This window comes from Pseudomonas sp. TWP3-2 (genome assembly GCF_049897765.1).
GTDB lineage: Bacteria > Pseudomonadota > Gammaproteobacteria > Pseudomonadales > Pseudomonadaceae > Aquipseudomonas.
Genome location: NZ_JAFCWW010000008.1, coordinates 111,501 through 127,614, shown reverse-complemented (window position 1 = coordinate 127,614; position 16,114 = coordinate 111,501). Strand labels below are relative to the sequence as shown.

Annotated in this window: 13 protein-coding genes; 7 read left to right on the top strand and 6 right to left on the bottom strand. The window is 61.3% G+C overall.

What is annotated here, in order from left to right:
* The first annotated feature begins 330 nt into the window (after window positions 1–330).
* From ACP7EE_RS14330 to ACP7EE_RS14315, 4 genes are all read left to right on the top strand, one after another.
* The gene (locus ACP7EE_RS14330; RefSeq protein ID WP_426234978.1) at window positions 331–2,679 is read left to right on the top strand and encodes a hybrid sensor histidine kinase/response regulator; all 2,349 of its coding nucleotides are present in this window, start codon (window positions 331–333) and stop codon (window positions 2,677–2,679) included.
* A gap of 96 nt (window positions 2,680–2,775) precedes the next feature.
* Window positions 2,776–4,425 (top strand): acyl-CoA dehydrogenase family protein, encoded by a 1,650-nt coding sequence (locus tag ACP7EE_RS14325; protein ID WP_426234977.1) that lies wholly within the window; start codon window positions 2,776–2,778, stop codon window positions 4,423–4,425.
* Window positions 4,426–4,599: 174 nt separating this feature from the next.
* Window positions 4,600–6,099: an AMP nucleosidase gene (amn, locus tag ACP7EE_RS14320; protein WP_420648622.1), complete on the top strand. Its 1,500-nt coding sequence runs from the start codon at window positions 4,600–4,602 to the stop codon at window positions 6,097–6,099.
* Between the two features lie 72 nt (window positions 6,100–6,171).
* The gene (locus tag ACP7EE_RS14315; protein WP_426234976.1) at window positions 6,172–6,807 is read left to right on the top strand and encodes a pseudouridine synthase; all 636 of its coding nucleotides are present in this window, start codon (window positions 6,172–6,174) and stop codon (window positions 6,805–6,807) included.
* On the opposite strand, the gene ACP7EE_RS14310 is transcribed toward ACP7EE_RS14315, so the two are convergent.
* Entirely contained in the window at window positions 6,802–7,011 is a 210-nt protein-coding gene (locus ACP7EE_RS14310) for a DUF2788 domain-containing protein (RefSeq protein ID WP_007909655.1), read from the bottom strand. The genes ACP7EE_RS14315 and ACP7EE_RS14310 overlap by 6 nt on opposite strands.
* 205 nt (window positions 7,012–7,216) lie before the next feature.
* Window positions 7,217–7,696: an Lrp/AsnC family transcriptional regulator gene (locus ACP7EE_RS14305; RefSeq protein WP_042561225.1), complete on the bottom strand. Its 480-nt coding sequence runs from the start codon at window positions 7,694–7,696 to the stop codon at window positions 7,217–7,219.
* Window positions 7,697–8,151: 455 nt separating this feature from the next.
* Here ACP7EE_RS14305 and ACP7EE_RS14300 point away from each other — a divergent pair, with 455 nt between their 5' ends.
* Window positions 8,152–9,105 carry a DUF6515 family protein gene (locus ACP7EE_RS14300; RefSeq protein WP_426234975.1) on the top strand — a complete coding sequence of 318 codons (954 nt, stop codon included), beginning with the start codon at window positions 8,152–8,154 and terminating at the stop codon, window positions 9,103–9,105.
* On the opposite strand, the gene ACP7EE_RS14295 is transcribed toward ACP7EE_RS14300, so the two are convergent.
* Window positions 9,090–9,995: a cation diffusion facilitator family transporter gene (locus ACP7EE_RS14295; RefSeq protein WP_426234974.1), complete on the bottom strand. Its 906-nt coding sequence runs from the start codon at window positions 9,993–9,995 to the stop codon at window positions 9,090–9,092. The genes ACP7EE_RS14300 and ACP7EE_RS14295 overlap by 16 nt on opposite strands.
* A gap of 15 nt (window positions 9,996–10,010) precedes the next feature.
* Window positions 10,011–10,430 (bottom strand): polyribonucleotide nucleotidyltransferase, encoded by a 420-nt coding sequence (locus tag ACP7EE_RS14290; protein WP_420648508.1) that lies wholly within the window; start codon window positions 10,428–10,430, stop codon window positions 10,011–10,013.
* A 109-nt stretch (window positions 10,431–10,539) separates the two neighbouring features.
* Here ACP7EE_RS14290 and hrpB point away from each other — a divergent pair, with 109 nt between their 5' ends.
* On the top strand, window positions 10,540–13,059 hold the full coding sequence (hrpB, locus tag ACP7EE_RS14285; RefSeq protein ID WP_426234973.1) for an ATP-dependent helicase HrpB: 2,520 nt from the start codon (window positions 10,540–10,542) through the stop codon (window positions 13,057–13,059).
* A 55-nt stretch (window positions 13,060–13,114) separates the two neighbouring features.
* On the opposite strand, the gene ACP7EE_RS14280 is transcribed toward hrpB, so the two are convergent.
* The gene (locus ACP7EE_RS14280) at window positions 13,115–14,194 is read right to left on the bottom strand and encodes an endonuclease/exonuclease/phosphatase family protein (RefSeq protein ID WP_426234972.1); all 1,080 of its coding nucleotides are present in this window, start codon (window positions 14,192–14,194) and stop codon (window positions 13,115–13,117) included.
* Window positions 14,195–14,269: 75 nt separating this feature from the next.
* Entirely contained in the window at window positions 14,270–14,944 is a 675-nt protein-coding gene (locus ACP7EE_RS14275) for a YciC family protein (RefSeq protein ID WP_420648505.1), read from the bottom strand.
* A 177-nt stretch (window positions 14,945–15,121) separates the two neighbouring features.
* Between ACP7EE_RS14275 and ACP7EE_RS14270 the strand changes: the two genes are divergently transcribed.
* The gene (locus tag ACP7EE_RS14270) at window positions 15,122–15,850 is read left to right on the top strand and encodes a DUF2076 domain-containing protein (protein ID WP_426234971.1); all 729 of its coding nucleotides are present in this window, start codon (window positions 15,122–15,124) and stop codon (window positions 15,848–15,850) included.
* The last annotated feature ends 264 nt before the right edge of the window (window positions 15,851–16,114 follow it).

Sequence of the window (16,114 nt, the reverse complement as noted above, 5' to 3'; positions counted from 1 at the left end):
CAGCAGTCGTAAATCCAGCCTATGCGGTGTGTCAGGAAAAACCTCATCGCAGGTTTTGGGGCCGCTTCGCAGCCCAACGGGGATAAATCCCCTCGCCACAAAAGCACATCGCACCGAACATTCTGACCGACTCAACAGCTCTAGCCCGCGCATCTGCTCTGGAACGCCCGTTCTAGAGCCTTTGTAGGAAATATTTCAATGGTGCTCAATGGCCATCAGCGGCTATGCTAGGCTGGATCCAAACCAATAACATTTGATACCGGTTGTACGTCTACTCAAAAGGAATGGGGGGCTTCCTGACACAACCGGACGAGCCACGCTGGGGCTTCAATGCGCTATTTTTTGATGTTGCTGTTGTGTTTGCCCCTCCTGGCAAACGCCGTCGAATTCGACGAATTCACCCAGAGCCTCCCGCTCGGGCGATCCCTGCAAGTGTTTGAAGACGCGAGCGGCACGGCGAGCATTGCCGACGTGCGTGCGCAAGCCGCTGCCGGCAACTTCAAAGCTCACGACAAAGCCACGCTGAATGCCGGTTACTCGCGCTCGGCGTTCTGGCTGAAAATCGATCTGCACTACCGCCCGAGCAATCCCGCCGCCCAGCGCACGTGGCTGCTGGAACTGGCGTATCCGCCGCTCGATCATCTCGATCTGTACTTGCCCGACGCGAATGGCGAGTTCCGTCTGGTGCGCCAGACCGGTGACGCGTTGCCGTTCGCCAGTCGCGAGATTCGCCAGAACAATTACCTGTTCGATCTGACGTTCAAGCCTGACCAGCAACAAACCGTCTATTTAAGGATGTCCAGCGAAGGCTCGATTCAGGCGCCGGTCACTTTGTGGTCGAGTACCGCGTATCTCGAAGATCAGCCGGTGCGCCTGTACGTGCTGGGCATCATTTATGGCGTGCTGCTGGGGATGCTGGTCTACAACCTGTTCATCTACCTCAGCGTGCGCGACACCAGCTACCTGTATTACATCTTCTACATCGGCTCGTTCGGCCTCTATCAATTGTCGGTGAACGGCGCGGCGGTCGAGTATTTCTGGCCGGACAATCCGTGGTGGGCTAACGCCTCCACGCCGTTTTTTATTGGTTGCGCCGGGCTGTTCGGCAGCCAGTTCGCCCGCAGTTTCCTGCAGACCAAAATCTACAGCCCTTGGCTTGATCGCGTGCTGATCGCGCTGATCGCCTTCGGCGCCTTGGTGGTCGGTCTGTCGCTGATGACCAGTTATGCGCTGGCCCTGCGCCTGGCGACGACGCTGGCGCTGACCTTCACCGTGGTGATCTTCGCCGCCGGGATTCTCGCCTGGTGGCGCGGGCTGCGCGTGGCGCGTTACTTCATCATCGCCTGGTCGGCGTTCCTGCTCGGTGGCGTGGTCAACACGATGATGGTCCTCGGCTTGCTGCCCAACGTGTTCCTGACCATGTACGCCAGCCAGATCGGCTCGGCGATCGAAGTGGCGCTGCTGTCGCTGGCGCTGGCCGACCGCATCAACGCGATGCGCGAGCAGCAGGCGCAGACCTTGTTCGATGCCGGGCAAAAACTCGAAGTGCTCAACCAGCAACTGGCGCACAGCAACAAACTCAAGGATGAATTCCTCGCCACCCTGACCCACGAATTGCGTACGCCGATGAACGGTGTGATCGGTTCGCTGGAACTGATGCAGACCGTGGAGATGGATTCGGAGCTGGAGCAATACCAACAGACCGCCGCCAGTTCCGCGCGGGACATGATGCGCATGGTCAACGGCATCCTCACCCTCACCGAATTGCAGGCCGGCAAGCTCAAGGTTGCATCGGGCAGCTTCAGCCTGCGCGGGGTGGTCGAGGCGCTGCGTGCGCAATTCGACGGCAACGCGGCGGCCAAGTCCCTGGACTTCAAAGTCGAGGTGCTGCCGACCCTACCGGATCGCTTGTATGGCGATAGCGCGAAACTCGCGCAATGCCTCGAATGCCTGCTGGATAACGCGATCAAGTTCACCCGCGTTGGCGGTCTGGCGCTGCGCGTCACCGGCAAACCGGCGGAGGGTGATCGGATGGCGCTGACGTTCGCAGTGATCGACACCGGCATCGGCTTTACCGATTTGGGCGAGGCGACCCTGTATCAGCGTTTCTTCCAGCTCGACGGTTCGATGACACGCGAATATGGCGGGTTGGGCGTCGGTCTGGCGATTTGTCGTCAATTGGTTGAATTGCTCGGCGGCAAACTCACGCACCGTTCCGAGCCTGGCAGCGGTAGCCGCTTTCAACTGGACGTGAAGTTCGAGTTACCGGTGGTGGAAGCGGCGCCCTCGATGATTCGGGGCGCCGAGCGCGCGCCGCAGGATTGCACGGTGCTGCTGGTGGACGACAACAGCGTCAATCAACTGGTGATGCGCGGCATGCTGCTCAAGCTCGGCTTTCGCGTCCGCACGGCCGACAATGCTACGGCGGCACTGGATTATCTGGGGCGTGAGCCGTTCGACGCGGTGCTGATCGATTGCCAGTTGCCGAACCTCGATGGCGCTTCGTTGTGCTGCCGCATTCGTGACTTGCCGGGATGCGCGCACCTGCCGGTGTTCATGATCGCGCTGAATCCGGATCGCGAGCATTGCGCGACCGGCGCGTTGATCGATTACCTGAGCAAACCGGTGAAATTCGAAGACTTGCGCGCCGCGCTTGAGCGACGAGTGCTGTGCGTTTGATGGGGTGAAAGCGCCGTCATTTAGGCCGATATGACACTTTGATCAGCCTCGGTGCGGTGCTTAACTGAGGCTCTGGCTGACCAAAGGAGCCCCGTCATGAACCTGCATCAGTTCGCCGAAACCCACGACGTCACCAACCAGCCGCCGTCGCTGGACGGCAGCAACCTGTACCGCATCGACCTGCCGTTGCAAGAGTGGTCGCGGCGCTTCGGGGCCGGGTGGGCCGAGTCGCGCATCGATGCCTACGGCGCACTGGCCGGCGGGCCGTTGATGGAAGCCGGGTTCCTCGCCAATCAAAACAAACCGGTATTCGCCAGCCACGACCGCTACGGTCATCGCATCGATCTGGTGGAATTTCATCCCGCTTATCACCAACTGATGCGCACTGCGATTGAACATGGCCTGACTTCGCTACCGTGGGCGCATCCACAGGACGGCGCGCATGTCGCGCGTGCATCCATGAGTTATCTGCACAGTCAGGCCGAGGCCGGCAGCGGTTGTCCGCTGACCATGACCTTCGCCAGTGTGCCGGCGCTGCGCTTGCAGCCGAATCTGGCCGAACAATGGCTGCCGAAAATCCTCGCTACTGAATACGACCCGCGCAACATCGGCATGGCGCACAAGGCTGGCGTGACCATCGGCATGGCCATGACCGAGAAACAGGGCGGCACCGATGTGCGCGCCAACACCACCAAGGCTTATCCGGTCGGCGCCAGTGGGCCGGGTCAGGCTTATGAACTGGTCGGGCACAAGTGGTTTTGCTCGGCGCCGATGTGCGATGCGTTCCTGACGCTGGCGCAGACCGACAAGGGCCTGACCTGTTTCCTGCTGCCGCGCCATCGCCCGGACGACACGCGCAATCAGTTCTACATTCAGCGTCTGAAAAACAAACTCGGCAATTGCTCGAACGCTTCCAGCGAAGTCGAGTTCCGTGGCGCGCTGGCGTGGATGGTCGGCGAAGAAGGGCGCGGTGTGCCGACGATTATTGAAATGGTCGCGATGACCCGTTTCGATTGCATGGTCGGCTCCAGCGCATTGATGCGTCAGGCCCTGACTCAGGCCAGCCATCACTGTGCGCATCGCACGGTCGGCGGCAAACTGCTCAGCGAACAACCGTTGATGCAAAACGTACTGGCCGATCTGGCGCTGGAAAGCGAAGCGGCGCTGGCGCTGAGTCTGCGCATGGGCAAGGCGCTGGATCATCTGGACGATCGCCACGAAGCGCAATTCGCCCGGCTGGTGACGGCGGTGGGTAAATACTGGATCTGCAAACGCGCGCCGGCAATGATCAACGAAGCGGCCGAATGCATGGGTGGCGCTGGCTATGTCGAAGACGGCATCCTGCCGCGCCTGTACCGCGAGGCGCCGGTCAATTCGACGTGGGAAGGCTCGGGTAACGTGCAGTGTCTGGATGTGTTGCGAGCACTGTCGAAAGAGCCGGGCGTGCTTGATGTGTTGTTCAGCGAGATGGGCGACGGGCATGGCGATAAACGCCTGGCGGCGCATATCCAGCAGTTGCAGGCGTCGTTCAAAGATACCAGTGACATTCAGTATCGGGCGCGGCAGTTGACCGAGGACATTGCCTTGGGGCTGCAAGCCAAGCTGTTGCTCGAGGCTGGGAATTCAGCGGTCAGCGATGCGTTCATCGCCAGTCGCCTGAGTGGTGGTGGCCGGGTTTATGGTGCGTTGCCGCGTGGGCTGGATGTCGAAGCCATCGTCGCCCGCTCAACCCCACAATCTTTCTGATCCAACACAATTCCCGTGTAGGAGCTGCCGAAGGCTGCGATCTTTTGATCTGTAGATTTAAAGACAAGATCAAAAGATCGCAGCCTGCGGCAGCTCCTACAGTGATTGTGGCGGCCCACATATTGTGTGGTTGCCAACATGCCACTGTTCCCGTCGCGCCACGATGCAGGCAAGATGAAGCTCTGCAAGTCAGAACACAGGAAGCTGATCGTGACCGAAGCGTTTATTGTCGTTGCAACCGCCGAACAAGCCGTGGATCGTCTGGCCGAACTGCATGAGCAGGCCACGACTGCGCTGAACTCGGCGCTCAAGCGTTACCTCAAGGATCGCGTCGAGCCGGACGCCGCGCAGCGCGCCCTGTTCCGTTATCCCGAACTGCGACTGACCTATCATTGCCATGGCGAAGTCCCGCAGACCACCCGCGCTTACGCCAAAGTGCAATTGCCGGGCACCTACAGCGTCACCGTCACCCATCCAAAAGCCTTCCGCAAATACCTGCTGGAACAGCTGGTGCCGTTGATGCACGACTTCACCGTCACCGTGGAGGTCGGCGTCAGCCAGCAGAACATTCCGTATCCGTACGTGGTCGAGCAGGGCGATGAACTGGCTGGCTCCGGCGTCACCGCTGCCGTGCTGGCGCGAGTGTTCCCGAGCACCGACCTGTCCGCCGCCACCGATGGCATTGCCGACGGTCTCTACGATTGGGAAAACACCGATCCATTGCCGCTGGCGCTGTTCGACGCAGCGCGGGTGGACTTCTCGCTGCGCCGACTGGTGCACTACACCGGCAGCGATTGGCGTCATGTGCAACCTTGGATTCTGCTGACCAACTATCACCGCTACGTTGACCAGTTCATCGTCCACGGCTTGGAGCAACTGCGCAGCGACCCGCGTTTCGTGCGCATGGTTTTGCCCGGCAACGTGATCATCGAGAAGGGCATGGATCATGGAGAAGCCTCGGCGATTGCTGCCGGCGTGGTCTGGCACCGTTACCAGATGCCGGCCTATCACCTGATCGCCAGCGATGGCCACGGGGTGACGCTGGTCAACATCGGCGTCGGCCCATCCAACGCCAAGAACATCACCGACCATTTGGCCGTGCTGCGTCCGCATTGCTGGCTGATGATCGGTCACTGCGGCGGTTTGCGTCAGTCGCAGACCATTGGCGACTACGTGCTGGCCCACGCCTACATGCGCCGCGACGGGATTCTCGACCGCGTGGTGCCGCCGAACATTCCGATCCCGGCACTCGCCGAAGTGCAAATGGCGCTGCAACAAGCGGCCGCCAACATCACCGGCGAGAAGGGCGACGACCTGAAAAAACGCCTGCGCACCGGCACCGTGCTGACCTACGACGACCGTAACTGGGAGTTGCGCTGGGCCCAGGAGCGACCGTTGATCAACCTGTCCCGCGCCGTGGCGGTGGACATGGAAAGCGGCACGATTGCCGCACAGGGTTATCGCCTGCGCGTGCCGTACGGCACGTTGCTCTGCGTATCGGACAAACCGCTGCACAGCGAAATCAAACTGCCAGGTTCGGCCAACGCGTTCTACGAACGTGCGGTCAGCCAGCACTTGAAGATCGGCATCGAAGCGGTGGATCTGCTGCGCACCGAACTCAACTCGCTGCACTCGCGCAAACTGCGCAGCTTCGACGAGCCGCCGTTCCGCTAACGGTTTGTCGTGGTCATTTGGCGGTCGGGGCACTAGCATTGTCAGCCCTGATCGCTAAATGTCTTCTTTCTTATGTCGCGTCCCCCACGTCCACCTTCCCGTCACCCCGGCGCGAAGCCAGCTCCGTCCGCCGCGCGCCGCGTCGCCAAAGCACCGCCGGCCGAGCCGAAGCTGATCCTGTTCAACAAACCGTTCGATGTGCTGACGCAATTCAGCGACGGCGAAGGGCGGGCGACGCTCAAGGATTACATCGACGTGCCGGGAATTTATCCGGCGGGGCGGCTGGATCGCGACAGCGAAGGTTTGCTGCTGCTGACCAACGATGGACAGTTGCAGGCGCGGATCGCCGATCCGAAACACAAACTGGCGAAAACCTATTGGGTGCAAGTCGAAGGCGAGCCGACTGCCGAACAGTTGCAGCGTTTGCGCGATGGCGTTGAGCTGAATGACGGCATGACCTTGCCGGCCGAGGCGCGACAACTCGACGAACCTGAGCTGTGGCCACGCAACCCGCCCGTACGCTTTCGCAAAAGTGTGCCGACCAGTTGGCTGGAATTGGTGATTCGCGAGGGGCGTAATCGTCAGGTTCGGCGGATGACCGCGGCAGTGGGTTTGCCGACCTTGCGTCTGGTGCGGGTCAGGATTGGCGACTGGAGCATCGAAGGGCTCGATCAGGGCCAGTGGAAAGAAGCGCCGGCACGCTTATAAGGCGCCGGATTCGATCAGGCCGATCACCACGCTTTTGATGATGAACGCGGCCACGCCCAGGCCCAGCACGAAAAACAGAATGAACGAGCCAAAGCGCCCTGCCTTGGACTTCTTCGCCAGATCCCAGACGATGAAACCCATGAAAATGATCAGGATGCTGACCAGGCCGGTCATCATCCACTCTTCAAGTAGTGCAGGATCCATCGGGGTTCTCCGGCGCAGTTGGGGCTGAAAGGGCGGGCGGGATTATACGCCATGGGTGAATCGTCGAGCATTGACCTGCCGCAGTCATTGGTTGTCTGTGCTGACGCTATCGCGGGCAAGCCACGCTCCCACAAGTTTTGTGTTGATCACGATATTGCGATCAGCGCGTAACCTGTGGGAGCGTGGCTTGCCCGCGATGGCGTCATCAGCTACGCAGATGAGTGAGGGGCAGTTCAGTGCTGTTGAGCACCTGATTCAACACAAAGCTCGAGCGCACACTCGTCACCCCGTCAATCCGCGTCAAATGCCCCAGCAGCAGTTTCTGGTAGTGATCCATGTCCGGCACCACCACCTTCAACTGATAGTCAGCATCCACGCCCGTCACCAGACTGCATTCCAACACCTGCGGCAACGTGCGAATCGCCGCTTCGAAATTCTCGAAACGCTCCGGCGTGTGCCGATCCATGCCGATCAGTACATAAGCCGTCAGGCTCAGACCAAGCATCTTGCGATCCAGCAGCGCGACCTGACGCGAGATGTAGCCGTCGTCTTCCAGCTGCTTGACCCGGCGCGAGCACGGCGAGGGCGACAGACCGATGCGCTCGGCCAGCTCCTGGTTGGAGATGCGGGCGTCGCGCTGCAATTCCGCCAGAATGCTCAGGTCGTAACGGTCGAGTTTGCTCATCAATCGGTCCTTTGTCGTAACTATTGCGGCGGATTATCTATCCAGGGTTAAAAATTGCGCAAGTGGTGTTTATTCGAGCAATCTTCGCAATCCTGTGTCGCAGCCTCGGGCCTATTCTTAACACTAGAATCACTGCTCGGTAACACAGTCCACGCGGCCCGCCCAATCCGGCCTTCCGCGGCCGCCACCCCCACCGGGGCTGGGCCGGCCCCCGAGCTGCACACTGTCCACAAGACGGCGTGAGGTGAGCCGACGTCATAAGCGTCGAGCCAGGACGCAATTCTCTAGAAGGGAGGCCGACGGGTCTCCCTTTTTTCTTGCGCGCGATTTGCTGCCCCAGCGCTCAATAAATAAGTTGCGTGACTGATAACCTGTAGCAGAACCCGGTGTGTATTTGCCCGGTCTTAGCTACACGCCATTCTTAATCACAGGCCTGAGCCGCAGTGAGGAATTTCATGAAGTCGCGCATCTGGCAGCTGGCCGGTGTTGGTTTGCTGTGTGTGAGTGTCGGTGCGCAAGCACTTGCCGATGATCCCGAGAGCCGCAGCCCGCAGAACAACGAAATCATCCGTGGCGACAACAGCCGCCAGTTCGAGCACAACGGTCAGCCGCAGCATAACGGCCAATGGCAGAACCAGAACCAAAACCAGAACCGTCCGGCGTACAACCCCAACCCGGTGCGCCAGCCGCCTCCGCCGCCGCAATTGCCGGCCAACAGCCTGCCGATCCAGCCGCGCCCCGATGCCGTGCGCCAGACTCAGGAACCACGCCAAGGTTACTACCGCGACGAGCGCCCACAAAACGGCCACAACCAGCAATGGCAGACCGGTAATCGTCCCAACGACAATCGCTGGCCCGGTCGCCCACAGGGACACGGCAACGGCTGGGGGCCTGGCCCGCAATATCGGCCGGGGCATGTGATCGACCGGTTCCCGGATCGTGACTACCGCGTGCCGTATCGCGGCCAGGATTATTTCTACTCCGGCGGCTACTGGTATCGCCCGCAGGGCCCGCGTTACATCGTGGTTCAACCGCCGCGCGGGATTCGCACGCAGTACCTGCCGGATTATGCGCGAGAAGTGTGGATTGGCGGATCGCTACTGTTCCTCGCGGCCGGCTCGTATTACGCCTACCAGCAAGCGACGCAGGATTACGTGGTGGTCGAACCGCCGGTGCAGCAGCAACCGCAGCCCACCGGCAATGGCTATGACGTCGAAGCGTATCCGGCCAACGGCCAGTCGCCGCAGCAAGTGCAGCAGGACGGTTATCAGTGCTATCAGTACGCGGTGCAGCAAAGCGGTTTCGATCCGCGCACCGCGACCTATCAACCAGCGCCCGGAGTGGTTCAGGCTTACCGCCAGGCTCAGGGCAGTTGCTTGAGCAGTCGCGGTTATCAGGTCAACTTCTGAGCCCGAGCGGCGTTAACCACTTCCTGCGGGTCGGCGTGCACCAGCACTTCGGCCCGTGGGTAGGCGGCGTGAATGGCGTCTGCCGCCTGATCGCTGATGCCGTGGGCGACTGACAGCGTCAGTTCCCCCGGCAATTCCAGATGCAACTGCACGAACCAGTGATTGCCGGAAATCCGCGTGCGCAGATCATGCGCGCCCAATACGCCGGGCACACCGCAAGCCAGTTCGAGCATGTGCTGGCTGACGTCCGTCGGCAGTTCTTCATCCATCAACACGGAAAAACTTTCCCGCGCGATCTGAATGGCGCTCCACAGAATGTACGCGGCGATTCCCAGACCAAACCACGCATCCAGTTGCTCGAAACCCATTCCCGCCAACACCAGCGCAATCAGAATGCTGCCGTTGAGCAGCATGTCCGAACGATAATGCAGCGAGTCCGCGCGCACGGCGTTGGAGCCGGTCGCCTTGATCACCCGGTGCTGCAACATCAGCAGCGCCGCCGTCAGTGCGAGCGAGAATACGATCACACCGATGCTCAGCCACGGTGCACCCAGCGGCTGCGGGTCGTTCAGTCGCTCATAAGCCTGAAACGCAATCAGCACAGCACTGCCGCCAATGAACAGCGCCTGCGCCATGCCGGCCAGCGATTCCGCTTTGCCGTGCCCATAACGATGATCGTCGTCCGCCGGACGCAGCGCGTAATGCACCGCGAGCAGATTGAGCACCGACGCCACGCCATCCAGCGCCGAGTCGGTGAGGCCGGCGAGCATGCTTACCGAGCCGCTCAGCCACCAGGCGATGGCTTTGGCGACGATAAGCGTGCAGGCCACCGCCACCGAGGCGCGGGTTGCCAGTCGCAGCAGGCGGGCGTGTTCGGGGCTGGATGTCATGGGTGCATCGATTCCTTATGCGGCAGGTTGCAGGCCGTACATCGCCAGTTGCTGAGTGCTGCCCTTGTGCTGGATCAGGCGCGGATCATCCAGTGGCAAGTTACGGCCCAACTCGCTTTCGAGAATCGCCTGCAACTTGAGGTTATCGACCTGACCGTCGGGGCCGATGGCTTGCTTGAGCTTGGCCGGATCAACTTGGGCGGTGTGGCCCGGTTCGAAATAGATCGCGCCAGTGGCGAAGTCCACGGCAAACGCAATCAGGCCGGGAACGATGTAGAACAACAGGCCGACGGCATCGAGCACGGCAATCGCCGGGTCAATCTTGCCATCGATCTGGCCACGCCGGTCGGGATAGAAAATCGAACCGCACGCGGTGATTTGCGTAAGCAGGGTGGCAACCAGTACACCGCCAATCAGGCGAAAAGGTAAGCGCATGGGAAATCTCCTGAGTCATCTATTAACGAAGCGTAGTCGGGTGAAGTTAAGACCCTGACGAACGCCCGGCAGTTCGCCGTTATACTCGGCCCTCTGTTCTGGAGCCAGCATGATTTCTTTACCCATCGACGAAGTTTTACCCGCCCTGCGTGAAGCCTTGGCGACACGCAACGAAGCCGTGCTCGAAGCACCGCCCGGCGCCGGTAAAACCACCCGCGTGCCTTTGGCCCTGCTCAATGAAGCATGGCTGAACGGGCAGACCATCCTCATGCTCGAACCACGGCGACTCGCCGCCCGCGCTGCTGCCGAACGATTGGCCAGTGAACTCGGGGAGAAGGTCGGCGAAACCGTCGGTTATCGCATCCGCCTCGACAGCAAGGTCGGTCCCAACACCCGAATCGAAGTGGTCACCGAAGGCATCCTCACCCGGCGCTTGCAGGACGATCCGGCGCTGGACGGCGTGGGTCTGCTGATCTTCGACGAATTCCACGAGCGCAGCCTCGACGCCGACCTCGCGTTGGCGCTGAGTCTGAACGGTCGCGAGCTGTTTCGCGATGAACAGCCGCTGAAGATTTTGCTGATGTCGGCCACGCTCGAAGGCGAGCGCTTGTCCGGATTGCTCGACGACGCGCCGATCCTGCGCAGCGAAGGCCGCATGTACCCGGTGACGATGCGCTGGGGCCGGCCGTTTCAGCCCGGCGAATACATCGATCAGCGCGTGACACAAACTGTGCTCGAAGCGCTGAACGATGAAACCGGCAGCCTGCTGGTGTTCTTGCCGGGGCAAGCGGAGATCCGTCGCGTTCATCAACAACTGGCGGATGCCATCGGCGAGAGCAGCAACGTGTTGCTGTGCCCGCTGCACGGTGAACTCGACCTGAACGCGCAACGCGCCGCCATTGATTCGGCCCCGGCCGGCCAGCGCAAAGTGGTGCTGGCGACCAATATTGCCGAGACCAGCCTGACTATCAACGGCGTGCGCGTGGTGATCGATGCCGGACTGGCGCGGGTGCCGCGTTTCGATCCGGGCAGCGGCATGACCCGACTCGACACCCAGCGCATCTCCAAGGCCAGCGCCACCCAGCGCGCCGGCCGCGCCGGTCGCTTGGAACCGGGGGTGTGTTATCGCTTGTGGTCGCAGGATCAACACGAACAACTGGCGGCCTATGGCAGTGCGGAAATTCTCTCGGCGGACCTGGCCGGGCTGGCGCTGCAACTCGGTCGTTGGGGCGTGACGCCGCAGGATCTGGTCTGGCTCGATGTGCCGCCAGCCGCAGCCTATGCACAGGCGCAGGATCTGTTGCAGCGTCTCGGGGCGCTGGACGGTGAAACCCTCAATCGCCACGGGCAGGCGATGGCCGAATTGCCGGCGCATCCGCGCATCGCGCATTTGCTGCTGCGCGGTCAGGCATTGGGGCTGGCGACCATGGCTTGCGACGTTGCCGCACTGCTCGGCGAACGCGATATTTTGCGTGGTGCGGGCGCGGATCTGCATAGCCGTCTGGTGTTGTTGTCCGGCGAGGAGCGTGCGGCCCGTGGGGCGCAGGGCGGCGTGCAGCGTGCGCGGCAACTGGCACGGCAATATCGCGGTTATCTGCGCGGCAAAGCCACCGAGCCGGTCAGCGATCCCGATCATCCACGCTGGCTCGGCGCGTTGTTGGCGCTGGCCTACCCGGATCGTGTCGCTCAGCAACGGCGGGCCGGTGGCGCCGAATATCGTCTGGCCAACGGTCGCGCCGCGCTGTTCGCCGAAGCCGACAGCCTGATGAAACAAGCATGGATCGTCATCGCCGATCTCGGCAGCCGTCAGGGCCAGCGCGAGGAGCGGATTTATCTGGCGGCGGATTTTGATCCGGCGCTGTTCGATTCGGTGCTCGCCGAGCAAGTGCACAGCGTCGATCAACTGGACTGGGACGAACGCGAAGGCGTACTGCGCGCCGAGCGTCAGCGCAAGGTTGGCGAACTGATCCTCAGCCGCGAACCGCTGACCGGTCTCGACGAAAATGCGCGCAGCCAAGCGCTGGTCAATCTGGTGCGGCGTAAAGGTCTGGAACTGCTGCCATGGACCCCGGAACTACGCCAGTGGCAGGCGCGAGTGGCGCTGTTGCGTCAGCTCGACCTGCACGGCAAAGGCGAAAGCCAATGGCCGGATGTCAGCGACGCGACGTTGCTGAAAACCCTCGAACACTGGCTGATGCCGTATCTGGGCAAAGTCTCGCGACTCAGTCATTTCGCCAATCTGGACCTGTCGAGCATCGTGCGCAATCTGCTGCCATGGCCGCTGCCGCAGCAACTCGATGAACTGGCGCCGCATCATCTGAGCGTGCCGTCGGGTTCCTCGATTCGTCTGGATTACAGTGAGCACCCACCGATTCTCGCGGTGCGCTTGCAGGAGTTGTTTGGCCTGGCCGAGACGCCGCGAATTGCCGGCGGGCGGCAGGTGGTGAAGTTGCATCTACTGTCACCGGCGCGGCGGCCGGTGCAGGTGACGCAGGACCTGGCGAACTTCTGGCGCAGCACCTACGCCGAGGTGAAGAAGGATCTGAAGGGGCGTTATCCGAAGCACTATTGGCCGGATGATCCGCTGGTGGCTGAGGCCACTGCACGGGCTAAACCGCGTGGCACCTGAGGATCAAAAGATCGCAGCCTCGTTGCACTCGACAGCTCTACAGGGGTATGGGTAATCAAGGCGCGGCGGGCAGCAGGAACCGTGCAATCACCGGCAAGTGATCGGAGATGCGCAAGGTATCGTCCTGGCGCACCGTCGCTTGAATGCGTTTGATCTTGGCGCTGTAGAACAGATAGTCGACGGTGCGATCCGGGCCATTCAGGCCGGGGTCGTTGGGGTAGTGCGTGAGCCAGCGCGCGCGGTCGATGCCGCTGGCCTCGTTGTTGGTCGGGATCATCGGATACTTGTCCCACAGCAGATGCAGCGCGCTGTCGGCGGAGTAGGGCGTGCGTTGTTCGGCCGGCAGGCGTCGATACTGGCCGAGCGGCAATAGATTGAAGTCGCCGCCAATCACCCACGGGGTGCCCCGGCTTTCGTATTTATCGAGGACTTTGGCCACCGCCGTCACTTGCGCTTGCAGGGTGTCATCAGATTGGCTGGCGCGATCCAGATGAGTGTTGAAAACCGTCAACTGGCTGCCGTCGCTCAGCGGCAGGGTGGCTGCGAGCAAGGCGTTTTTCGGCTGGAACTGGCGGCTGATGAAGTTGGATGGTTCGACCGGCAATTGCAGGCGTTCGGCGTGTTCGATGCGATAGCGGCTGAGGGTCGCCAGTTGCCGGCCGACACTGCCGAAGATGTGCCGGTCAGGCACGAAATCAGCCTTCCAGTCGAAAGCGCTGACGCTGCACGGATACAGATCGGCGACCCGTTCCTGCAACAGTTTCAACTGATTCTGATAGTCGCTGGCCTTGGCCCCGTCATCGAGTTCCTGCAACAGCACCACATCGGGCTGCTCGTCGCGGATCACCCGCGCCACTTCGTCGAGGCTGAAGGCCATGTCTTCGCGGGTCGGCGCTTCATCGTCGCCCTGTGCCTGATCATTCCAGAACACATAGCGCTTACCGGCCAGGTACTGCACGTTCCACGTCATGACTTTCATGGCTTGACCTGGCATCAGCGTCGGCGGCTGGCCAGAACAGCTGATCGGCAGGGTCTCGCGGGCGTCGGGGCGCCAGGTCAGGCTGTAGATCAGCGCGCCGATCACGGCGAGGGCGAGCAATACCAGCAGCAGGGTGTAACGCAGTAGACGGGTCATGGCTCGGCTTATAGCGATACGAAAGTGGCCCCGAGCATACCCGAGTGCAGGCCGTGCGCCCAAGCGCCTGCGCAGTCAGACGGTTCCGTTTTGTTTGTCGGGCGATTCACTGATCAGCATGAACAGGCGAAACAGCACCACGCTGGTGAACAGTTGCAGGAAGCTGTGGGCGCTGTCGATGAGGATCGCGATCAACGGATTCTGCGGGTCCGGATACACCTCCAGCGTCAACCCCTTGAGCAGCCACAGCGGCGCCATCACGCACAAGATGCACACCAGGATCCGCAGAAAATGCCCACGGCTCAGGCGCAGACTTTCCTTCATCGCCTGCAACGGGCTGAAGCCGCGCAGCACCAGCAGGTATTCGCCAAATGCCAGGGTGACCATCAGCCACAGCCCCGGCAGGAAATACAGCGACAGGCCGAGCAGAATCAGCAAGGTATTGAGTGCGGTGAGCAGGGCGAAACGTGGCCACAACGTGGCGGCCATCGCCAGCAAGTCGCGGTTGCGCGGCGACTCGCCACGGCTGCGCGCATCGAGAAACAGAATCAGCGCGGCGGTGTACAGCGGATACACCAGCAGGCCGACGATGATGCTGATCGCCGAGTAGTCCTGCGACACGTCAGCGTGATCGACCACCTGCTGCAGCACCGCTTCGAAGATCACCAGCGGCAGGCACAACTGGACGATCCGGCCCAAATGGCGTTTGAAGAAATACAGAGAGTCACGCAGTACATCGAAGGCATTCATCGGTCGGATCGCAGGTCGAAAACAGTGGCTCACTTTAACCGATGATGGCTTTTGCTGCGCAAACGTAAACGTTCGGTAAAGGTCATTGAAACATCTTGTCACTGCCTCCATTACGGAAGGGCGCCTTGCTCGGATCGGGCGAGGGCAACGTTATCTCCGGCAATCTACGAGGTCGCCATGAACAGCGAAGAACAAACCCTGATCGATGGACTGTTTTCCCGGCTGCAACAGGCCGAAACGGAGGCAGCCCCGCGCGACGCCCAGGCCGAGACGCGGATCAAGGAACACCTGACTCGCCAGCCGGCGGCAGGTTATTTCATGACCCAGGCGATTCTGGTGCAAGAAGCTGCGCTCAAGAGTCTTGATGAACAGAACAAACAGCTGACCCAGCAAGTTCAACGTTTGCAGGCTGAGTTGCAATCGGCCAAGGGCCAGGGTGCTGCTCCGGCGGCGAGTGGCGGCGGGTTTCTGTCGAGTATTTTTGGCGGCAATTCACGCCCGGCCCCAACTGCACCGGCCTCAACGGGCGGCTGGCGTGAGCCGGCACAGCAACAGAACTTCGGTGCGCCACCGCCGCAACAGAATTTCGGCGCAGCGCAGCCAAACTTTCCGGGGCAGCAAGCAGGCGGCAGCAGTTTCCTCGGTGGCGCGCTGAAAACTGCTGCGGGTGTAGCCGGTGGCGTGATGCTGGCGCAAGGCATCAGCAGCCTGTTCCATCACAATCAGCAGCCGGAAGAAATCGTTGAAGTGATCAAGGAAGAGCCGGCCCAGGTCAGCGACCAGAGCAACAACGGCTGGGGCGATGATGAGCACATGGCCAATAACGATAGCCAGGGCGGGTTCACCGACACCGACTACAGCGATGACAACTCATCGTTCTTCAGCGACGACGATTCCTTCGTCTGATTCACCCCCTTAGTCCTTACGCCGAACCTGTGGCGAGGGGATTTATCCCCGTTGGACTGCGCAGCAGTCCCAAAAACTGGGGCCGCTCCGCTGCCCAACGGGGCGGTGCGACGTTTCGCTAAATCCCCTCGCCACATTCACCACTCGTCAGTACCACCTTAGTGCCTGCCGGTGATTATTCGCGCCACCTTCCTTCGGGCTGGCATACTGAGCGCCTTTTTCAGGCCGCCCGCGCCTGATCCCGCTCATGCGCTTGCGCGCCCA

Bases quoted from the DNA above. Each gene is read 5' to 3' on its own strand.
- ACP7EE_RS14330 (WP_426234978.1), top strand. From the start codon at position 331: ATGCGCTATTTTTTGATGTTGCTGTTGTGTTTGCCCCTCCTGGCAAAC.
- ACP7EE_RS14325 (WP_426234977.1), top strand. From the start codon at position 2,776: ATGAACCTGCATCAGTTCGCCGAAACCCACGACGTCACCAACCAGCCG.
- amn (WP_420648622.1), top strand. From the start codon at position 4,600: ATGAAGCTCTGCAAGTCAGAACACAGGAAGCTGATCGTGACCGAAGCG.
- ACP7EE_RS14315 (WP_426234976.1), top strand. From the start codon at position 6,172: ATGTCGCGTCCCCCACGTCCACCTTCCCGTCACCCCGGCGCGAAGCCA.
- ACP7EE_RS14310 (WP_007909655.1), bottom strand. From the start codon at position 7,011: ATGGATCCTGCACTACTTGAAGAGTGGATGATGACCGGCCTGGTCAGC.
- ACP7EE_RS14305 (WP_042561225.1), bottom strand. From the start codon at position 7,696: ATGAGCAAACTCGACCGTTACGACCTGAGCATTCTGGCGGAATTGCAG.
- ACP7EE_RS14300 (WP_426234975.1), top strand. From the start codon at position 8,152: ATGAAGTCGCGCATCTGGCAGCTGGCCGGTGTTGGTTTGCTGTGTGTG.
- ACP7EE_RS14295 (WP_426234974.1), bottom strand. From the start codon at position 9,995: ATGACATCCAGCCCCGAACACGCCCGCCTGCTGCGACTGGCAACCCGC.
- ACP7EE_RS14290 (WP_420648508.1), bottom strand. From the start codon at position 10,430: ATGCGCTTACCTTTTCGCCTGATTGGCGGTGTACTGGTTGCCACCCTG.
- hrpB (WP_426234973.1), top strand. From the start codon at position 10,540: ATGATTTCTTTACCCATCGACGAAGTTTTACCCGCCCTGCGTGAAGCC.
- ACP7EE_RS14280 (WP_426234972.1), bottom strand. From the start codon at position 14,194: ATGACCCGTCTACTGCGTTACACCCTGCTGCTGGTATTGCTCGCCCTC.
- ACP7EE_RS14275 (WP_420648505.1), bottom strand. From the start codon at position 14,944: ATGAATGCCTTCGATGTACTGCGTGACTCTCTGTATTTCTTCAAACGC.
- ACP7EE_RS14270 (WP_426234971.1), top strand. From the start codon at position 15,122: ATGAACAGCGAAGAACAAACCCTGATCGATGGACTGTTTTCCCGGCTG.